At 59.2% G+C, this 17,776-nt stretch carries 17 protein-coding genes and 1 pseudogene; 8 read left to right on the top strand and 10 right to left on the bottom strand.

Features of this window, described 5'->3' with window-relative positions:
* The 7 genes from flgK to EAH78_RS27340 all read right to left on the bottom strand — a co-directional run bounded on the left by flgK (position 1) and on the right by EAH78_RS27340 (position 8,768).
* Positions 1–2,070: a flagellar hook-associated protein FlgK gene (flgK, locus tag EAH78_RS27310; RefSeq protein WP_140670804.1), complete on the bottom strand. Its 2,070-nt coding sequence runs from the start codon at positions 2,068–2,070 to the stop codon at positions 1–3.
* Between the two features lie 23 nt (positions 2,071–2,093).
* Positions 2,094–3,389: a flagellar assembly peptidoglycan hydrolase FlgJ gene (gene flgJ / locus EAH78_RS27315; RefSeq protein WP_140670807.1), complete on the bottom strand. Its 1,296-nt coding sequence runs from the start codon at positions 3,387–3,389 to the stop codon at positions 2,094–2,096.
* Positions 3,390–3,400: 11 nt separating this feature from the next.
* Positions 3,401–4,489 (bottom strand): flagellar basal body P-ring protein FlgI, encoded by a 1,089-nt coding sequence (locus tag EAH78_RS27320; RefSeq protein WP_140670835.1) that lies wholly within the window; start codon positions 4,487–4,489, stop codon positions 3,401–3,403.
* Between the two features lie 27 nt (positions 4,490–4,516).
* On the bottom strand, positions 4,517–5,212 hold the full coding sequence (gene flgH / locus EAH78_RS27325) for a flagellar basal body L-ring protein FlgH (protein WP_140670809.1): 696 nt from the start codon (positions 5,210–5,212) through the stop codon (positions 4,517–4,519).
* Positions 5,213–5,264: 52 nt separating this feature from the next.
* Positions 5,265–6,050 carry a flagellar basal-body rod protein FlgG gene (gene flgG, locus EAH78_RS27330; protein ID WP_123434011.1) on the bottom strand — a complete coding sequence of 262 codons (786 nt, stop codon included), beginning with the start codon at positions 6,048–6,050 and terminating at the stop codon, positions 5,265–5,267.
* Between the two features lie 45 nt (positions 6,051–6,095).
* Complete coding sequence (locus EAH78_RS27335; RefSeq protein ID WP_140670811.1) at positions 6,096–6,836, bottom strand: flagellar basal body rod protein FlgF; 741 nt, start codon at positions 6,834–6,836, stop codon at positions 6,096–6,098.
* 369 nt (positions 6,837–7,205) lie between these two features.
* Positions 7,206–8,768, bottom strand: coding sequence for a sigma-54-dependent transcriptional regulator (locus tag EAH78_RS27340; RefSeq protein WP_140670813.1), 1,563 nt, complete (start codon positions 8,766–8,768; stop codon positions 7,206–7,208).
* 279 nt (positions 8,769–9,047) lie between these two features.
* Between EAH78_RS27340 and phhA the strand changes: the two genes are divergently transcribed.
* The 6 genes from phhA to EAH78_RS27370 all read left to right on the top strand — a co-directional run bounded on the left by phhA (position 9,048) and on the right by EAH78_RS27370 (position 13,458).
* Entirely contained in the window at positions 9,048–9,833 is a 786-nt protein-coding gene (phhA, locus tag EAH78_RS27345; RefSeq protein ID WP_140670815.1) for a phenylalanine 4-monooxygenase, read from the top strand.
* Positions 9,834–9,937: 104 nt separating this feature from the next.
* Positions 9,938–10,294: a 4a-hydroxytetrahydrobiopterin dehydratase gene (locus tag EAH78_RS27350; protein ID WP_140670817.1), complete on the top strand. Its 357-nt coding sequence runs from the start codon at positions 9,938–9,940 to the stop codon at positions 10,292–10,294.
* Entirely contained in the window at positions 10,294–11,487 is a 1,194-nt protein-coding gene (locus EAH78_RS27355) for an amino acid aminotransferase (protein WP_140670819.1), read from the top strand. The genes EAH78_RS27350 and EAH78_RS27355 overlap by 1 nt, the downstream gene beginning before the upstream one ends.
* A gap of 274 nt (positions 11,488–11,761) precedes the next feature.
* Entirely contained in the window at positions 11,762–11,893 is a 132-nt protein-coding gene (locus tag EAH78_RS33085) for a hypothetical protein (RefSeq protein ID WP_010461912.1), read from the top strand.
* 77 nt (positions 11,894–11,970) lie between these two features.
* Positions 11,971–12,153: a hypothetical protein gene (locus EAH78_RS27365; protein ID WP_140670821.1), complete on the top strand. Its 183-nt coding sequence runs from the start codon at positions 11,971–11,973 to the stop codon at positions 12,151–12,153.
* Between the two features lie 105 nt (positions 12,154–12,258).
* Positions 12,259–13,458, top strand: a complete 1,200-nt coding sequence (locus EAH78_RS27370; protein WP_140670823.1) for an MFS transporter — start codon at positions 12,259–12,261, stop codon at positions 13,456–13,458.
* On the opposite strand, the gene arfB is transcribed toward EAH78_RS27370, so the two are convergent.
* Both arfB and EAH78_RS27380 read right to left on the bottom strand, forming a co-directional pair.
* On the bottom strand, positions 13,455–13,868 hold the full coding sequence (gene arfB, locus EAH78_RS27375; protein ID WP_007902485.1) for an alternative ribosome rescue aminoacyl-tRNA hydrolase ArfB: 414 nt from the start codon (positions 13,866–13,868) through the stop codon (positions 13,455–13,457). The genes EAH78_RS27370 and arfB overlap by 4 nt on opposite strands.
* Positions 13,869–14,001: 133 nt before the next feature.
* Positions 14,002–15,414: an amino acid permease gene (locus EAH78_RS27380; protein ID WP_140670825.1), complete on the bottom strand. Its 1,413-nt coding sequence runs from the start codon at positions 15,412–15,414 to the stop codon at positions 14,002–14,004.
* 810 nt (positions 15,415–16,224) lie between these two features.
* Between EAH78_RS27380 and EAH78_RS32380 the strand changes: the two genes are divergently transcribed.
* Both EAH78_RS32380 and EAH78_RS27385 read left to right on the top strand, forming a co-directional pair.
* The gene (locus EAH78_RS32380) at positions 16,225–16,362 is read left to right on the top strand and encodes a hypothetical protein (RefSeq protein WP_170219177.1); all 138 of its coding nucleotides are present in this window, start codon (positions 16,225–16,227) and stop codon (positions 16,360–16,362) included.
* A gap of 69 nt (positions 16,363–16,431) precedes the next feature.
* Positions 16,432–17,397 (top strand): leucyl aminopeptidase, encoded by a 966-nt coding sequence (locus EAH78_RS27385; protein WP_140670827.1) that lies wholly within the window; start codon positions 16,432–16,434, stop codon positions 17,395–17,397.
* Between the two features lie 195 nt (positions 17,398–17,592).
* On the opposite strand, the pseudogene EAH78_RS32485 reads toward EAH78_RS27385, so the two are convergent.
* Positions 17,593–17,776 (bottom strand): annotated as a pseudogene (locus tag EAH78_RS32485) (IS110 family transposase); the annotation flags it as partial.

The following is a 17,776-nucleotide window of genomic DNA, read 5'->3' on the forward strand; positions in this document are numbered from 1 at the left end:
TTAAAGACTGTTGATCAGTGTGCTGAAGATTTCTTGCGCAGCCTTGATGATCTGCGAAGAGGCGGTGTAGTACTGCTGGTACTTCACCAGGTTGCCGGTTTCCTCATCGAGGTCGACACCGGACAGCGAGTCGCGGGCATTCTTGGCGTTGTCCAGAATCGCGCCGGTCGCCGCGCTGTCGAGCTTGCCCTGGGCCGCCTTGGCGCCAACACCTTCAACCAGTTTGCCGTAGGCGTCGGTCAGGGAAATGCCCTTGCTGGCGGTGCCGGTGTCCACTACTTGCTTGGTCTGCAAGCCGGCCAGTGCGGTGCCGTTACGGTTGTCCAGGGTGCCTGGCTGCGCGATGTTGATATCGATCGCAGTGCCCGTGCCTGGCGAGCCGGCCACGGTCATGTCGAAGCTGACGGTACGCTGCACGGCGGGCGGGCCCGGGTCCATGATCGGCGCACCCGTGCCGTCCTTGAGAGGCACGGTCAGGCTCATCGTGTTGTTCTGGTTCGGCTTGATGGTGCCAGTGCTGATCTGCACGCCTTTGGCATCGAGCAACTGGTAAGGCTGGCTGGAACCGTCGGCCGCTGCGGCACCGAACACCACTTTGACTGGCATGGAGGTGCTCATGCCGGTCTGGATAAGGGCAGTCGTGGCCGTGTCGTAGATGTCGAACTTCGTGGTCAGGGTTGGCTGACCGCTGGACGAGATGGTCAGGGTGCCGCTGCCGCCCGGCGCAATCGCCGCGCTCAACGGTGCCGCGATCGCCAGACGCTTGGAGTCGGTCATCTCGGTCTTGATGTTCGTCGCCGCGTTGCGGGTCGGCGTGATCTTGAAGGTGTCACCGGCGGCAGCCGTACCGCCGCTGAGCTTCAACGAGAAACCGTCGATCACTGGCGCAGGCGTGGTGGCGGTGTTGAACGGCCCCCCCATCGAAGTACCGTCCGGCAGGCGCTGCACGGTGTAGTTGGTGGCGCTGGTGAAGGTGACTTTGTAATCGTTGATGGTCAGCTTGCCGCTGTCTTCGATGCTGACATCAAAGTTGCCGGAACCGGCGCTGTTGCCGACGGTGGCGACACTGCGGTCGGCCATCTGTGCGGCGCTGTTGACACTGTTGAACAGGTTGGAGCCGAACGCACCGTTCTTGTCGATGCCCTGAGCCTGAAGGCTGTTCATCTGGTCGGCAACAACCAGGGCCACGCGCCCCAGTTCGTTCATGGCCGGGTCCAGCACGGTGCTGCGATAGCGAAGCAGACCGCCCATCTCGCCACCGGTCATTACCGAAGTAATGTCGACGGTGCTCGAACCACGGTTGAGCTGAATGCCCATGCGCGACGGATCGGCCAGGCTCGGCACCACTTGCAGGGTGCTGGCGGTGCCGCCCATGACCAGCGGCTGGCCGCTGCCCAGGTACACATCAAGGTTACCGTCGCGCTCGATGACTTGCGCGCCGGTGAAGGTGGAGAGCTGACGCACGGTTTCGTTACGCGCATCCAGCAGCTCGTTCGGCATGCCGCCGGCCTTGGAAACTTCGGAAATCTTCTGGTTCAACTGCGCCACGGTGGCGGCCAGTTTGTTGACCTGATCGGCCATGTTCGTCAGGTTGCCGTTGATGTTCGCGTTCTGCGCGGTCAACTGGGCGGACACTGAGTTGAAGCGGTTGCTCAAGGCCTGGGCATCGCTGAGCAGCAATTGACGGGACGCATCGTCACCCGGCTTGGCGTTGACGTTCTGCACCGAGGCGAAGAACTTGGTCAGTGCGCCGTTGAGGCCGGTGCCGCTGTCCGACAGCAAGGCGTCGAGCGGGCTGATCTGCCCGGCGTAGGCGGCCGCATCGCTATTGAGCGAAGTGGTGGTCTGCAATTGCGCATCGAGGTAGCTGTTGTAGACGCGACGCACATCGGCCAGGGTCGTGCCGGTGCCGATGTAGACGTTGCCGAACTGATTCGAGGCTTTGGTGCCCTGCACGGTTTGCTGGCGTGAATAACCGGCGGTGTCGGCGTTGGCAATGTTATTGCCGGTAGTCATCAACGAGGATTGGCCAGCGGCCAGACCCGACATCCCGATATTGAGCAAACTCATGGTTCAGACCTTATGCCTTGTGCCTATAGCGGCGTGGTGGAAGCGCCCGTCGCAGCGTAGTTTTGATAACTCGTCATCTGCTTGGCTATCTGCGAGATCTTGCTTGCGTAATCCGGGTCGGTTGCATACCCGGCTTTCTGCAACTCTCTAACAAACTGTTCTGGGTTATCGGCCGACTTCACAACATCTTGATAGCGATTATTGGTTTGCAGCAAAGTCACGAGGTCATGGAAGCTGTCTTTGTACGAGTCGTAGGAACGGAACTCGGCCGTCTCCTTGACCATCTCGCCATTCCTGAATTCGCTGGTGATTGCTCGCGCCGAATCACCCTTCCAACTGGTGCCGGCCTTGATGCCGAACAGGTTGTGGCTGCTGCTGCCATCCTGGGCACGCATGACCGATTTACCCCAACCGGTTTCCAGTGCAGCCTGGGCCACCAGGTAACGCGGATCGACGCCAATGCGCTCGGCGGCTTCCTTGGCCATCGGCAGCATGGTGTTGACGAATTCGTCGGCGGAGCTGAAGGCTTTCTTCGGCGGCGCGAGAGGAATCTGCGCCATCGCACGGCCGTAAATCTGCATCTGCCCGCGGGACTTATTGTCCGTTTGCGAGGCCAGCCAATCGCCGTTGAACAGCGGGCCGGCACCGGCCGTGGCCGTCGTCGTAGCGCGTTCAGGCAACAGGGTTTTGTTCGGCGTCGCAGCGGCAGTCGTGGTGGCTGAAGGCACCAGACCGGCGAGCAAGCGATCCGCCAGTTTCGGCGGCAAGGCCAGACGGCGCTGGTTGATCATCTCCATATCATTGTGATGCGTGCCCTCGCCTGCCGGCGCTTTCACCGAACGCGACGCCCACAACGGACGCTGACCATTGAGCCGCGACAGCGGGCCGTCAGTGGCCACGGTACCGGCCGCAATCGGCGTTGGCACGGCGGCTTTCGCCGCTTCCTGCTTGGCCGCGGACATGGCCGCCGCCTCGCCCGGCGCGAGCGGTTTGTTCTTCGACATCTGCCGCATCAGCACGTCCGCCAGACCAATGCCACCGCCTTCGCGGGACATGGAAATGGCCAACTGCTGGTCGTACATTTCCTGGTACTGCTTGGCCGCCGGCGTGTTGAGCGGGTTGTCCTTGCCCAGCGCCTCGGTGGCCGAACGCATGGACTTGAGCATCTCACCGAGGAACAGCGATTCGAACTCCTGCGCCACTTTGCGCATGTTGCCGTCGCTGTTCTTGTCGCCCACCTTGAGCTGGTTCAAGCGATTCAAGTCCGAATAAGAACCGGAGTCGCTGCTACTGACCAGACCGCTCTTGCGCATATCCATGACAGCCGTCCTCAGATCACGATCAGGTCGGCTTGCAACGCGCCAGCCTGTTTCAGTGCTTCGAGGATCGCCATCAAGTCACCCGGTGCTGCGCCGACCTGGTTCACCGCTCGGACGATCTCGTCGAGGGTGGTGCCCGGGCCGAACTTGAACATTGGTTTGGCTTCTTGTTGCGCGTTAACCCGCGAGCGCGGCACGACGGCCGTCTGACCATTGGACAGAGGGCCCGGCTGGCTGACGATCGGGTCTTCGGTGATGGTCACGGTCAGGCTGCCGTGGGTCACGGCGGCTGGTGACACCTTGACGTTCTGGCCGATCACGATGGTGCCGGTGCGCGAGTTGATGATGACTTTCGCCACCGCCTGACCCGGGTCGACCTCAAGGTTTTCCAGGATCGACAGGTATTCGACGCGCTGACTTGGATCGAGGGGTGCGCTCACGCGAACCGAGCCGCCATCAATGGCCTGGGCGACGCCCGGGCCGAGCATGTTGTTGATCTTGTCGACGATGCGCTTGGCGGTGGTGAAGTCCGAACGGTTGAGGTTCAGCGTCAGGCTATTACCCTGATTGAAACCACTCGGCACCGAACGCTCCACCGACGCACCGCCGGGGATACGACCGGCCGACGGAACGTTGACGGTGATCTTCGAACCGTCACGACCTTCCGCATCAAAACCACCCACCACGAGGTTGCCCTGAGCGACCGCATAGACATTGCCATCGATACCTTTGAGCGGCGTCAGCAGCAAGGTGCCGCCGCGCAGGCTCTTGGAGTTACCAATGGAGGAAACGGTGATGTCGATCTGTTGACCCGGCTTGGCAAACGCCGGCAGGTCCGCACTGATCGACACCGCAGCAACGTTCTTCAACTGCACGTTACCCGAACCCGGCGGTACCTTGATGCCGAACTGCGAGAGCATGTTGTTAAAAGTCTGCAGGGTGAAAGGCGTTTGCGTCGTCTGGTCACCGGTGCCGTTAAGCCCGACCACCAGGCCGTAGCCGATCAATTGGTTGGAACGTACGCCGGAAATACTGGCGATATCCTTCAGCCGCTCGGCCTGCGCGCTGAACGCGGCGGACAGCATCAGGGCGGCCACCATGAGGTGTTTAAGATTCAAACTGGCCACCTAGAAAGGGAACAGCGGGCTGAGGAAGAAACGGTCGAACCAGCCTGGCTGACTCGCATCGGCAAACGAACCGGTGCCCGAGTAGGTGATGCGTGCATCGGCGACACGGGTCGACGACACGGTGTTGTCGGTGGCGATGTCATCGGCGCGCACCAGACCGGCAATCCGCACCAGCTCGTCGCCAGTGTTGAGGGTCATCCACTTCTCGCCACGTACCGCGATGATGCCGTTGGGCAGCACATCAGCCACGGTGACGGTGATCGAGCCGACGAGGGTGTTGCCCTGCGCCGCTTTGCTGTCGCCCTTGGTCGCGCGGTCGCCTTCATAGGCAGCGTTCAGACTCAGGTCACCACTGCCAAACGGGTCGTTGACGCTGGGCGTGGAACCGAACAGCGACGTCAGGCCGATGCTGGCCTTGCTGTTCTTGCCAATCTGCGAGTTGGCGTTTTTGCTCGCCTGGGTCTTCTCGTTCAGGGTGATGGTGATGATGTCACCGACCCGGAACGCCTTGCGGTCGCCGTACAGGTTCTGTTCAAAACCGGCCTGATAAATCGAGCCATTGTTCGCGGCAGCCGGCAACGGCGTACGCGGCAACACCGGCGCGTAATACGGGTCATTGGGCTTGGGCGTCGTGGGGACGCAGCCTGCGAGCACAACAGCCCCACTCAGTGCCAGAACAGATACAAAGCGATTCATGACCCTACCTCACGGTGTTGCAGGCGACCTCATGGTCGCCTCATAGACTTGATTACAGATTCTGCGTTACGAACGAGAGCATCTGGTCGGCGGTGGAGATCACCTTGGAGTTCATCTCGTAGGCGCGCTGAGTGGTGATCATGTTGACCATCTCTTCAACGGTGCTGACGTTGGACGTTTCCAGGGTGTTCTGCAGCGTGGTGCCGAAGCCATTCAGGCCCGGGGTACCGACTTGCGGCGCACCGGATGCGGCGGTTTCCAGGAACAGGTTGTTACCCACGGCCTGCAGGCCGGCCGGGTTGATGAAGTCGGCGGTTTGCAGGTTGCCGATCACCTGGTTGGCCGGGTTACCCGGAACGGTGATGGACACGGTGCCGTCGCGACCGACCGTGAAGGTCTGCGCGTTGTTGGGAATCACAATGGCCGGTTCCAGGGCGAAGCCGCTGGCGTTGACAACCTGACCGTTGGAGTCGAGGTGGAAGGTACCGTCACGAGTGTAAGACGTGGTGCCGTCCGGCTGCAGGATCTGGAAGAAACCGCGACCGTCGACTGCCAGGTCAAGTGGCTGCTCGGTGGTTTGCAGGCTACCGGCGGTGAAGTTTTTCTGGGTGCCGACGATGCGCACACCGGTACCCACTTGCAGACCCGACGGCAGTTCGCTGTCTTGGGTCGACTGGGCGCCTGGCTGGCGTTTGATCTGATAGAGCAAGTCCTGGAACTCGGCGCGGTCACGTTTGAAACCCGTGGTCGACACGTTGGCCAGGTTGTTGGAAATAGTGGTCAGGTTGGTGTCCTGGGCGGACAGACCTGTTTTGGCAACCCATAGAGCCGGAAGCATTCGATTCTCCTCGTGCGCCTGTTTTACGGCGCGACGTTCTGATAATTAGCTGATCTGCAAGACCCGAGCCATGGCCTGGTCATCGTCTTTGGCGGTGTTCATCATCTTGATGTGCAGTTCGAACTGCTTCGACAGAGCCAGCACCGAGGTCATTTCTTCCACGGCGTTGACGTTGCTCGACTCGAGGAACCCGGACACCAGTTTGACGCCGGAGTCGGCTTGCGCCGGCTTGCCGTCCTTGGTGTGGATCGAACCATCCAGGCCTTTGGTCATGTTCTTGAGGTCAGGGTTGACCAGCTTGATGCGGTCGACCTCAGCCATCACGCGCGGGCCTTCGCCCATCGCTCGAATGCTGATGGTGCCGTCTTCGCCGACTTCGATCTGCTGCTCGGGCGGCACGGCGATCGGACCGCCATTGCCCATCACGGGCATGCCGTTGCCGGCACGCAGAACGCCGAGGGCATCCACGTTCAGGCTGCCGGTGCGCACGTAGCTTTCAGCGCCATCGGGAGTCTGCACGGCAATCCAGCCGTTGCCTTGCACCGCGACGTCGAGGTCACGACCGGTCTCGACCAGCGAACCAGGGGAGAAGTCGGTGGCCGGGCGTTCAGTCATTGCAAACGCACGTGCCGGAAAGCTGTCACCAAACACCGGCATCGAACGGGCCTGTTCCAGGTCCTTCTGAAAACCGTTGGTGGAGATGTTTGCCAGGTTGTTGGCATGAGCCTTCTGCGCCAGTGCATTCTGGCTGGCGCCGGTCATTGCCACATAAAGGTACTTGTCCACACTCTTTCCTCTGCATGCCGGACGTTTGCCGCCCACCGCTGTACTGATGAGCGTTAAGCAATTTGCAGACCAACTTTCTTTTGGCGGCGCCGGGCCCGGCAAACAAAGGACTTGAGGGGTTTCAGAGGGGAATGGGGGATTGTGTCAAAGTCGAAAAACCGGCGGTGTTATGCCGGTGGGTGGCAAGTGTCGGCCTTCATGACTGGCGCTTGGCAACCTGTGGCGAGGGAGCTTGCTCCCGTTGGGCTGCGAAGCAACCCCAAAAGGACAACCGAGTTCTGGCAGACAGGAAGCATTGGATGGTTATGCGGCCGCTTCGCGCCCGAGCGGGAGCAAGCTCCCTCGCCACAAACTGGTCATGACCACTGCTTATGCGCCGGGTTCTTTGCCGACATCGTACTCACGCAACTTGTTGGCAATGGTCGTATGCGAAACCCCCAACCGCTTGCCCAGTTGCCGACTGCTCGGATGCTCGGAATACAACCGCTCCAGCACCGCTTTCTCGAAGCGCCCGACAATCGCATCCAGCCCGCCCTCCAGCGAGAAATCGCCAAGTGGCTGACGCACGCCGTAATCCGGCAGACGAATATGTTCAACCTTGACCGTCCCGCCCTCACACAGCGAAACCGCCTGGAACAACACGTTTTCCAACTGACGAACGTTGCCTGGCCAATGGTAATGACTGAGCCGCTCCATCGCCGCCGGCGCCAGTTTGGGCAATGGGCAACCGATCTGCCGACTGGCCTGGTCGAGGAAGTGCTCCACCAGCGGCGTCAAACCGTCGAGGCATTCGCGCAGTGGCGGGATGTGCAGCGACAGCACGTTCAAGCGGTGATACAAATCCTGGCGAAACTCACCGCGGGCGCACAGCTCCGACAAATCCACCTGGGTGGCGCAGATTACCCGCACATCCAGATACACCTCTTCATCACTGCCTACGCGGCGGAAGCAACCGTCCTGCAAAAAGCGCAGCAATTTCACCTGCAAGCGCGGGCTCATTTCCCCGACGCCATCCAGAAACAGCGTACCGCCCGCCGTCAGTTCCAGCAGCCCGAGCTTGCCTTCGGCGCGTGCGCCTTCGAAGGCGCCGGGGCCGTAGCCAAACAATTCGGTCTCGGCCATCGATTCCGGCAGACCGGCGCAGTTCAGCGCCATTAATGGAGATTGCCCGCGTGGGCTGGCCAGGTGACAGGCTCGCGCCAACAACTCTTTGCCGGTGCCGGTTTCGCCTTCTATCAATAGCGGCGCATCCAGCGGTGCCATACGCCGGGCTTCGCGCACCACCGCGGCCATGACTTTCGAGCTTTGGAAGATACTGTCGAACCCACGCAGTTCCTGTTTGCGCACGTTGTAGATGCGCTCCCCCACCCGGTCGGCGCGGTGCAGCGTCAGGACCGCGCCGGCCATGGCTTCGCTGTCGTCATGCTCCGATTGCAATGGCGCGATGTCGGCCAGAAACACGTCACCCTTGACCTTGACCCGCAGTCCGTTGATGCGCGACTTGTTGGCACGCACCAGTTCCGGCAAATCAAAATCCTCGGCATAACGCGACAGCGGAATTCCCGGCACTTCATCCACCCGCACCCCGAGCAACTGCGCCGCCGCCCGGTTGGCCGCAACGATGGAGCCGCCCATGTCGATCGACAACACTGGAAACTCCAAGGCGCCAAGCAAGGCATTCAGCTCCATATGCCGACGTTCGCTGGGCATCAGTCCTACACGCTTGACGCCGAATACCCCGGCAATCGATTCGAATTTCGGACGCAGGGCCTGGAACTGAATGTTGATCAGGTTCGGGCAATGCAGGTAGATCGCGTTGCCATGCTCTCCACCGACCTCGCCACGGGCAACGTTGATCCCGTATTCCACCAGCAAGTTAAGAATGTCGCGCAGGATACCGATGCGGTTCTGGCAGTGGACTTTGATACGCATATAAAGGCCCGAAGAAAGGGGAATCGAGGCCCCACGCAAGGATTTTTCTGCGCAGAGGTCAAGTTAGTCGTCAAGATTATGTGACACCCGGACACCATTTCAAACCCGCAAATCTCAATAGCTGCGCCATAGCGGCCAATCCGTAACGAATTCTTTACGAAACACGGCGATTTTTCCTACATCGAGCGCCGAACACCTGCTGCAACGCCGCACGCCTTGGAGTATTTCTAGGTCCATAGCAGCACATAACAAGAACGAATCCCCTCGCAGGAGAGCAGCATGAAGCAGACGCAGTACGTGGCTCGCGAGCCCGACGCGCAAGGTTTTATCGACTACCCCGCTGAAGAACATGCGGTGTGGAACACGCTGATCACTCGTCAGCTGAAAGTGATCGAGGGCCGTGCGTGCCAGGAATACCTGGACGGTATCGAAAAACTCGGTCTGCCCCACGACCGCATTCCGCAACTCGGTGAAATCAACAAAGTCCTCGGTGAAACCACCGGTTGGCAAGTGGCCCGAGTCCCGGCGCTGATCCCCTTCCAGACGTTTTTCGAATTGCTGGCAAACAAACAGTTTCCGGTGGCGACGTTTATTCGTACCCGTGAAGAGCTGGATTACCTGCAAGAGCCGGACATTTTCCACGAGATCTTTGGCCACTGTCCGCTGCTGACCAATCCCTGGTTTGCTGAATTCACCCACACTTACGGCAAACTTGGCCTGCAAGCGACCAAGGAAGAACGCGTGTACCTGGCGCGCCTGTACTGGATGACCATCGAGTTCGGCCTGGTCGATACCGCTGATGGCCTGCGGATTTACGGCGGCGGCATTCTTTCCTCTCCAAAAGAAACCGTTTACTGCCTGTCGAACGAACCTGAACACCAGGCGTTCGATCCGCTGGAATGTATGCGCACGCCGTATCGCATTGACATCCTGCAGCCGCTGTACTTTGTCCTGCCGAACCTCAAGCGTCTGTTTGATGTGGCCCATGAAGACATCATGAGCATGGTCAAACAAGGCATGCAGCTGGGCTTGCACACCCCGAAATTTCCGCCAAAGGCTGCGTGATCCGCTGCTTTTAGAAACACGTGAGCCTGTCAGGAACCGACGCTTTGGTTTAGCGTGGTGTCACTGACGGCCGATTTCCAATTATTCGATTTCAGGAATTCAACATGTCCACATTGAACCAAGCCCACTGCGAAGCCTGCCAAGCCGATGCCCCTCAGGTCAGCGACGAAGAGTTGCCGATCCTGATCAAGCAGATCCCGGACTGGAACATCGAAGTCCGCGACGGCGTGATGCAGCTGGAAAAGCTGTTCCTGTTCAAAAACTTCAAACACGCACTGGCGTTCACCAACGCTGTCGGTGAAATCTCCGAGGCTGAAGGTCACCACCCGGGCCTGCTGACCGAATGGGGCAAAGTCACCGTGACCTGGTGGAGCCATTCCATCAAGGGCCTGCACCGCAACGACTTCATCATGGCCGCACGCACTGACGAAGTGGCCAAGAACGCCGAGGGCCGCAAATAATGCATTTCGACGCCATAGGTCGAGTTCCCGGTGATCCGATTCTCGGCTTGATGGAAGCCTATGCGCAGGATCCGAACCCGCGCAAATTCGACCTCGGCGTGGGCGTCTATAAAGACGCCCAGGGCCTGACGCCGATTCCACAGTCGGTGAAGCTGGCTGAGCAGCGTCTGGTGGATCGCCAGACCACCAAGACCTACATCGGTGGTCACGGCGAACCGGCCTTCGGCAAAGCCATCAGTGAGCTGGTGCTCGGTGCGGACTCCGCGCTGATCGCCGGGCAACGCGCCGGGGCGACCCAGACACCGGGCGGCACCGGCGCATTGCGCTTGGGTGCAGACTTCATCGCCCAGTGCCTGCCGGGCCGTGGCGTGTGGTTGAGCAACCCGACCTGGCCGATCCACGAGACGATTTTCGCGGCCGCCGGGGTCAAGGTCAGTCATTACCCGTACGTGGGCAGCGACAACCGCCTCGACGTCGACGCGATGCTCGCGGTACTGAGCGAAGCGCCGAAGGGCGACGTGGTGTTGCTGCACGCCTGCTGCCACAACCCGACCGGGTTCGATCTGTCCCATGACGACTGGCGCCGAGTGCTGGACGTGGTGCGCAGTCGCGATCTGGTGCCGCTGATCGACTTCGCTTACCAGGGCTTCGGCGATGGCCTGGAACAGGATGCCTGGTCGACCCGTCTGTTCGCCGACGCGCTGCCGGAAGTGCTGATCACCAGTTCCTGCTCGAAGAATTTCGGCTTGTACCGCGACCGCACCGGCGCGTTGATTGTTTGCGCGAAAACCGCTGACAAGCTGGTGGACATCCGCAGCCAGCTGGCCAACATCGCCCGCAACCTGTGGTCAACGCCGCCGGATCACGGTGCTGCCGTGGTCGCAACGATTCTTGGCGACCCGGACCTGAAAAGCCTCTGGGCCGACGAAGTGGAAGCCATGCGTTTGCGCATCGCGCAATTGCGCAGTGGCCTGGTTGAAGCGCTGGAACCCTATGGTTTGCGGGAGCGCTTTGCGCACATTGGTGTGCAACGCGGGATGTTCTCGTACACCGGTTTGACGGCGGCGCAGGTTAAACAGCTGCGCGATCATCACAGCGTGTACATGGTCAACTCCGGCCGGGCCAACGTGGCGGGGATTGATGCGACGCGCCTGGATTTGCTGGCTGAGGCGATTGCTGACGTCTGCAAATAACCCCAGCCTTCACACCATTAAATGTGGGAGCGGGCTTGCTCGCGAAGGCGGTGTATCAGTCGACATCAACATTGACTGATCCACCGCTTTCGCGAGCAAGCCCGCTCCCACATTTGATTTGTGTCACTGCTGCAGACCTGTCTAGACAATCCCATCCGTCGAAACAAATGGATATAAAAGTCTATTTGTCATTTTCAGTGCTGTATCCTGCCCAAGCTTTGTATAAGCGCGGATCTACCAGATCTATCAACAGACTTTGCGAGGAGCGCGAACCATGCACGAGATCCCTAATCTCCCCTTCCCAAGCCTGCACGAAACTGAGCAGACAACCACGCAACAAGCCGGCGCCCAACAGCCCGAGCCGAAAGAAGCCACTGAACGCCGCCAGGCCGACAGCGAAGACTGAAACACCTGCAATGCCAGACCGTGTGGAAAGCGCTAACATGCGCTTTCCACACCGCCTGAACCCTTGAGCTACACACCATGACCGACGAATTTAATGAGACCCAGGCCAGCGTCCTGATCGGCACCGCCGAGAAGATGATCGACATCTGGAACCGCCTCTCCCCCGAAAAACAAGCCGCCCTGCTCGCCCGCTTCGGCACCCAGGAAAACGCGCTGGCTGCCCTGGTCACGACGCAACTGGTTGCCCCCGCCAAGCCCTGATCCACGCCGCCCGGCAAATAGTTTTACTTTTTCCACGACCCGCGAGCACTCGCGCCGTTATCATAAGCAGCCTATCTATCCTGCTTTCCCCGTGGATCTTTACCCATGTCTGAAAACCAGCGCCCCCTGGCGGTCACGCTGCAAGTCGTTTCCATCGTTCTGTTTACCTTCATCGGCTACCTGAATATCGGCATTCCCCTGGCCGTATTGCCCGGTTACGTTCACAGCGACCTGGGTTTCGGCGCGGTCATCGCCGGTCTGGTGATCAGCGTGCAATACCTCGCCACCCTGCTCAGTCGGCCTTATGCCGGAAAAATCATCGACAACAAGGGCAGCAAACTGGCGGTGATGTACGGTCTGGCCGGTTGCGGTTTGAGTGGTGTGTTCATGCTGGTATCGGCCTGGACGCAAAGCGTGCCGACAGTCAGTCTGATCAGCCTGTTGATCGGTCGTCTTGTTCTCGGCAGCGCGGAAAGCCTGGTTGGCTCGGGATCGATTGGGTGGGGTATCGGCCGGGTCGGCGCGGCGAACACCGCCAAGGTGATTTCCTGGAACGGCATCGCCAGCTACGGCGCACTGGCCGTCGGCGCGCCGCTGGGGGTGCTGCTGGTTCATCAATTGGGTTTGTGGAGCATGGGCGTGAGCATCGTGTTGCTGGCCGTGCTGGGACTGGCACTGGCGTGGCCAAAAACCGCCGCGCCGATTGTGGTCGGTGAACGCCTGCCGTTCATGCATGTACTGGGTCGGGTGCTGCCACACGGTTGCGGCCTGGCGCTGGGCTCCATCGGTTTCGGCACCATCGCCACCTTCATTACCTTGTACTACGCCACTCAACACTGGGACAACGCGGTGTTGTGCCTGAGTTTGTTCGGCGCCAGCTTCATCGGTGCGCGCCTGCTGTTTGGCAACCTGATCAACCGCCTCGGCGGATTCCGTGTGGCGATTGCCTGCCTGTCCGTGGAAACTTTGGGGTTGCTGATGTTGTGGCTGGCGCCTGATGCCCATTGGGCATTGGCCGGTGCGGCGCTGAGCGGTTTCGGATTTTCGCTGGTGTTTCCGGCGCTCGGCGTGGAGGCGGTCAACCTTGTACCCGCATCCAGTCGTGGCGCGGCAGTTGGGGCGTATTCGCTGTTCATTGATTTGTCGCTGGGGATTACCGGGCCGTTGGCCGGTGCCATTGCGGCCGGGTTTGGTTTTGCGTCGATATTCCTGTTCGCTGCCATTGCCGCGCTGAGCGGTTTGGCATTGAGCGTTTACTTGTACCGGCAAGCCCCCAAGCAACGCGAGGCGCGGGAATCCCGCTAAAAATCGACCTTGCCGCGCCCGGCCTTGATGCTGCCGCGCTTGGTCTTGGATTCCAGTCGACGCTTTTTTGAACCCAGCGTTGGCTTGGTCGGGCGACGCTTCTTTTCGACCTTGGTCGCGCTGAGGATCAGCTCGGTCAAGCGCTCCAGCGCGTCGGCGCGATTAGCCTCCTGCGTGCGGTATTGCTGGGCCTTGATGATCAACACACCTTCGCTGGTGATGCGACTGTCACGCAGCGCAAGCAATCGCTCCTTGTAGAACTCAGGCAAGGACGAGGCCGGAATGTCGAAGCGCAAGTGCATGGCGCTGGAGACCTTGTTGACGTTCTGCCCCCCGGCGCCTTGCGCGCGAATGGCTGTCAACTCGATCTCGGCATCTGGCAGATGAACGTTGTTGGAAATCACCAGCATGGAAAAGCGTCCGAATTCAGAGTGCGCAGGATACCGCGAATGGACCGGTGCAATGCTCCTACAGGGGGCTTGTGTGAAACTGAAAACAACAAACCCGGCACAGTGGCCGGGTTTGTTGTTTCTGCGTACGGCGTTACTTCACTGAAGCCTGCAACGCATGCTGCGCACTGCGCTTGTTCTTGATGCCGTAGCAGATCCACATGAACACGACCCACACCGGAATCGCGTACACCGAGATCTGGATCCCTGGAATCAGCAGCATCACGCACAGGATGAACACCACGAACGCCAGGCAGATGTAGTTCCCGTACGGGTACCACAGCGCCTTGAACAGCGGCGTTTGCCTGGTCTTGTTCATGTGTTGACGGAACTTGAAGTGCGAGAAGCTGATCATCGCCCAGTTGATCACCAGGGTCGCAACCACCAGCGACATCAACAGTTCCAACGCGTTTTGCGGGATCAGGTAGTTCAACAGCACCGCAATCAGCGTGACCGCCGCCGAAGCGAGGATCGAACGCACCGGCACGCCGCGCTTGTCGATCTTCGACAAGGCCTTTGGCGCATCGCCTTGCTCGGCCATGCCCAGCAGCATGCGGCTGTTGCAGTAGGTGCCGCTGTTGTACACCGACAACGCCGCGGTCAGTACCACGAAGTTGAGAATATGCGCGGCGGTGTTGCTGCCGAGCATCGAGAACACTTGCACGAACGGGCTGCCGCTGTAGGAGTCACCGGACGCGTTCAGGGTCGCCAGCAGGCTGTCCCATGGCGTCAGCGACAACAGAATGACCAACGCGCCGATGTAGAAAATCAGGATTCGGTAGATCACCTGGTTGATGGCTTTCGGGATCACGGTTTTCGGTTTGTCGGCTTCTGCAGCGGTGAAACCGAGCATTTCCAGGCCGCCGAAGGAGAACATGATGATCGCCATGGCCATCACCAGACCGCTGACGCCGTTCGGGAAGAAACCACCGTGAGCCCACAGGTTGCTGACCGACGCATGCGGGCCGCCGTTACCGCTGACCAGCAAATAGCTGCCCAGGGCAATCATGCCGACGATGGCCACCACCTTGATGATCGCGAACCAGAACTCGGCCTCGCCAAAGACTTTGACGTTGGCCAGGTTGATCAGGTTGATCAGGACGAAGAAGCCGGCTGCCGAGACCCAGGTCGGGATGTCCGGCGCCCAGTAGTGGATGTATTTGCCGACCGCGGTCAGCTCCGACATGCCCACCAGGATGTACAGGATCCAGCAGTTCCAGCCCGACAGGAAGCCGGCGAAACCACCCCAGTATTTGTGCGCGAAGTGGCTGAAGGAACCGGCGACCGGCTCTTCAACAATCATTTCGCCGAGCTGGCGCATGATCATGAACGCGATGAAGCCGCAGATGGCGTAGCCGAGGATCATCGACGGGCCAGCGGATTTCAGAACCCCGGCCGAGCCGAGGAACAAACCGGTACCGATCGCGCCACCAAGGGCGATCAATTGAATGTGGCGATTTTTCAGGCCGCGCTTCAGCTCGCCTGACTGCGAGTTTTGTCCACTCATGAAAAGGGTCTCACGTTCTGCATCGTTACAACGTTCATGCGTCACCTGTTTGTTTTTATCTGTGACGAAATCGAACCCGGCACACTCGTGGCGTGGCGGAATGAACAAGGCGGATAGCCTTGAGGTTTGCGCATTTGCGCAGGAGGTCACAGGTAAAACGCGGCGCATTGTACACCGCTAACCCCCTGCTGCCAGACCCGCTGGATCAGCGTGTTGTAAGCCGGGATTGCCTGGGTCCGCCCCGAGTGTCCCGGGCGGCTGCAAATAGAGAGTCTGACCCTTGCGGGTCATCGACGGGAACGAATGAAAAATCGCCCCACGGGGAGAGATGGGTTTGAATCACGGCGTACATTGCGCCTCCTTCTTGTTATGCACCTGCACGACAGGCATGGGGCGCATCTGACCCTTCCTGCGCCGCTGAAACAAGCGGGCCAGAGCCTTGGGCGATGGCTGAGCGGATTGATTTCGGCAGGTTTTCCTTACACCCGTGCCGTAAGCGTCAACCGACGGGGTTTCAGGCGATATTTCGTCAGCATTTCTTTACAAGGCGTAACGATTCTTTTCCGAATCGGATTTATCTGTAGGACGACTGCAAATTGACGATAGGAAGCTTCCTAAGGAAAAAGCCGAGTTAGTTTTTGTTTTCTATTAATAAATAATCATTAAAAAAACAAACTAAACAGTTCAGTGAAAATCTTATTTGATTATTTTTTTGCATTATAAAAATCCCTCAACTAGGTTTGCAGCGACTTGCCGAGCCGCATCGACCGGCAAGTTGTTTCTACTCAGAAGTCATTAAGGAGTTTCACCATGCAAGCACTGGATAAAGACTTGGAAACTGAACTGCAACTGGACGATTGGTTTGAAGCACCGACCCATGAAGCCGCCGTAGAAATGATGCAAGCCGACGCGGTAGTTCCGTTCGGCACGGCGATGTGGCCTCTGTAAGACCTCCCGGCAGGCGTAATCCGGCCGGTTGTGCCTGCCACTTTTTCCCGGTTCGTCACGGAGGACAGCATGGATAAGCATCGCGCCATCACGCATTTTCTTTACTACCTCGAACAGCACCCTGCCCTTGCCGGCATTAACCCGGCGAAGGTCTTGCTTGGCCACACCGCTGATTACGAAGCGCTGACCGGCGCCATTGCCGAACACGCCGGCGGGCGCCAACCCTTCCGCTTCAACACGCTACGCCTTGATCTGGAACCCACGGCTTTGCTGGCCCAGGCGATTACCGACAGCGATCTGTACATTTTTTTCTACGACTCCTCCACGCTGCCCAACCCACGCCCCGAAGGCCCGGAATTTGTCCGCGCGCTGCAAGGCGTGATGGCCGAGAATTGGAAGAAGTCGCTGCTGTTCAAGGATTACGGCGATTACTTCTACGACACCTTCAGCGTCACCCCGCAACGCATTGCCGGGTTGAACAGCCACTTGATCCAGCGCCTGTCCCAGGCCACGACGTTAAGTTTCAAAGATGAACACGGCTCCTGGTTTGACGCTCCGCTGAACAGCATTAAAAAGTGGACTGACATCAACGGTGTCGGCAACTTTGATCTGGCACCCGGTGAAATCGCCACGCACAGCGAAGCGATTAATGGGCAGGTGAAGTTCATGGGGACTTTTCTCGGTACGATTCCATTTGCCCGCAAATATGGAGTATTGGAATCACCACTGGAGTTATGGATCGAGAACTCGACTATCCGCAAAATCGCCACCGAGGTGCCAGGACTGGAACATGACTTCAATAAATACCTGGAGGCCAATCCATCGAATCGAAGGATTGAGGAGCTGGGGATTGGCACCAACGAGGGGGTGAAAGCCTTGTATGCGCGCAATGCCGGGTTTGAGGAGCGCCATTGCGGACTGCATCTTGGGTTGGGCGGAGGCGCCAAGGGCAGCCATCATCTGGACTTGATCTTCTCCAGTGGCGTGTTGGCGCTGGATGATGAGCCGGTGTTTGATGGGCGGTTTGTGTTTTAGCCTCAGCTTCTGCGGTGTTGCGGCTGACGCCTTCGCGAGCATGCCCGCTCCCACAGGTGCCCGAGTGGGCTTGGAGAAATCCGATCAAATGTGGGAGCAACTGTCTTGATGACTTTATTTTTAAGGCTTATCGGAAGACAGCTGAACTCCCACGGCTCCAGGCCATGCAAATTCCTTACAAAACACGCAGCCTGTTTAGGCTGCCTGTTCTCGCCACTCAGTTTTCTCTCGAATCATGGCATTCAGCCGTATCAACAACACTCGCATGCAGGCGATCAGCGCTACTTTGGCGCATTTACCTTTCTGGCGTAATGCTTGATACCGAGCCTTGAACTCAGGCTGTCGCCGGATCACCACCCAACAGGCCATGTACATCGCG

The sequence above is a fragment of the Pseudomonas arsenicoxydans genome, assembly GCF_006438915.1.
GTDB lineage: Bacteria > Pseudomonadota > Gammaproteobacteria > Pseudomonadales > Pseudomonadaceae > Aquipseudomonas > Aquipseudomonas arsenicoxydans_A.

Excerpts from the sequence above, each read along its gene's own strand:
- flgK (WP_140670804.1), bottom strand. The coding sequence starts at position 2,070 with ATGAGTTTGCTCAATATCGGGATGTCGGGTCTGGCCGCTGGCCAATCC.
- flgJ (WP_140670807.1), bottom strand. The coding sequence starts at position 3,389 with ATGGATATGCGCAAGAGCGGTCTGGTCAGTAGCAGCGACTCCGGTTCT.
- EAH78_RS27320 (WP_140670835.1), bottom strand. The coding sequence starts at position 4,489 with ATGGTGGCCGCCCTGATGCTGTCCGCCGCGTTCAGCGCGCAGGCCGAG.
- flgH (WP_140670809.1), bottom strand. The coding sequence starts at position 5,212 with ATGAATCGCTTTGTATCTGTTCTGGCACTGAGTGGGGCTGTTGTGCTC.
- flgG (WP_123434011.1), bottom strand. The coding sequence starts at position 6,050 with ATGCTTCCGGCTCTATGGGTTGCCAAAACAGGTCTGTCCGCCCAGGAC.
- EAH78_RS27340 (WP_140670813.1), bottom strand. The coding sequence starts at position 8,768 with ATGCGTATCAAAGTCCACTGCCAGAACCGCATCGGTATCCTGCGCGAC.
- phhA (WP_140670815.1), top strand. The coding sequence starts at position 9,048 with ATGAAGCAGACGCAGTACGTGGCTCGCGAGCCCGACGCGCAAGGTTTT.
- EAH78_RS27350 (WP_140670817.1), top strand. The coding sequence starts at position 9,938 with ATGTCCACATTGAACCAAGCCCACTGCGAAGCCTGCCAAGCCGATGCC.
- EAH78_RS27355 (WP_140670819.1), top strand. The coding sequence starts at position 10,294 with ATGCATTTCGACGCCATAGGTCGAGTTCCCGGTGATCCGATTCTCGGC.
- EAH78_RS33085 (WP_010461912.1), top strand. The coding sequence starts at position 11,762 with ATGCACGAGATCCCTAATCTCCCCTTCCCAAGCCTGCACGAAACTGAG.
- EAH78_RS27365 (WP_140670821.1), top strand. The coding sequence starts at position 11,971 with ATGACCGACGAATTTAATGAGACCCAGGCCAGCGTCCTGATCGGCACC.
- EAH78_RS27370 (WP_140670823.1), top strand. The coding sequence starts at position 12,259 with ATGTCTGAAAACCAGCGCCCCCTGGCGGTCACGCTGCAAGTCGTTTCC.
- arfB (WP_007902485.1), bottom strand. The coding sequence starts at position 13,868 with ATGCTGGTGATTTCCAACAACGTTCATCTGCCAGATGCCGAGATCGAG.
- EAH78_RS27380 (WP_140670825.1), bottom strand. The coding sequence starts at position 15,414 with ATGAGTGGACAAAACTCGCAGTCAGGCGAGCTGAAGCGCGGCCTGAAA.
- EAH78_RS32380 (WP_170219177.1), top strand. The coding sequence starts at position 16,225 with ATGCAAGCACTGGATAAAGACTTGGAAACTGAACTGCAACTGGACGAT.
- EAH78_RS27385 (WP_140670827.1), top strand. The coding sequence starts at position 16,432 with ATGGATAAGCATCGCGCCATCACGCATTTTCTTTACTACCTCGAACAG.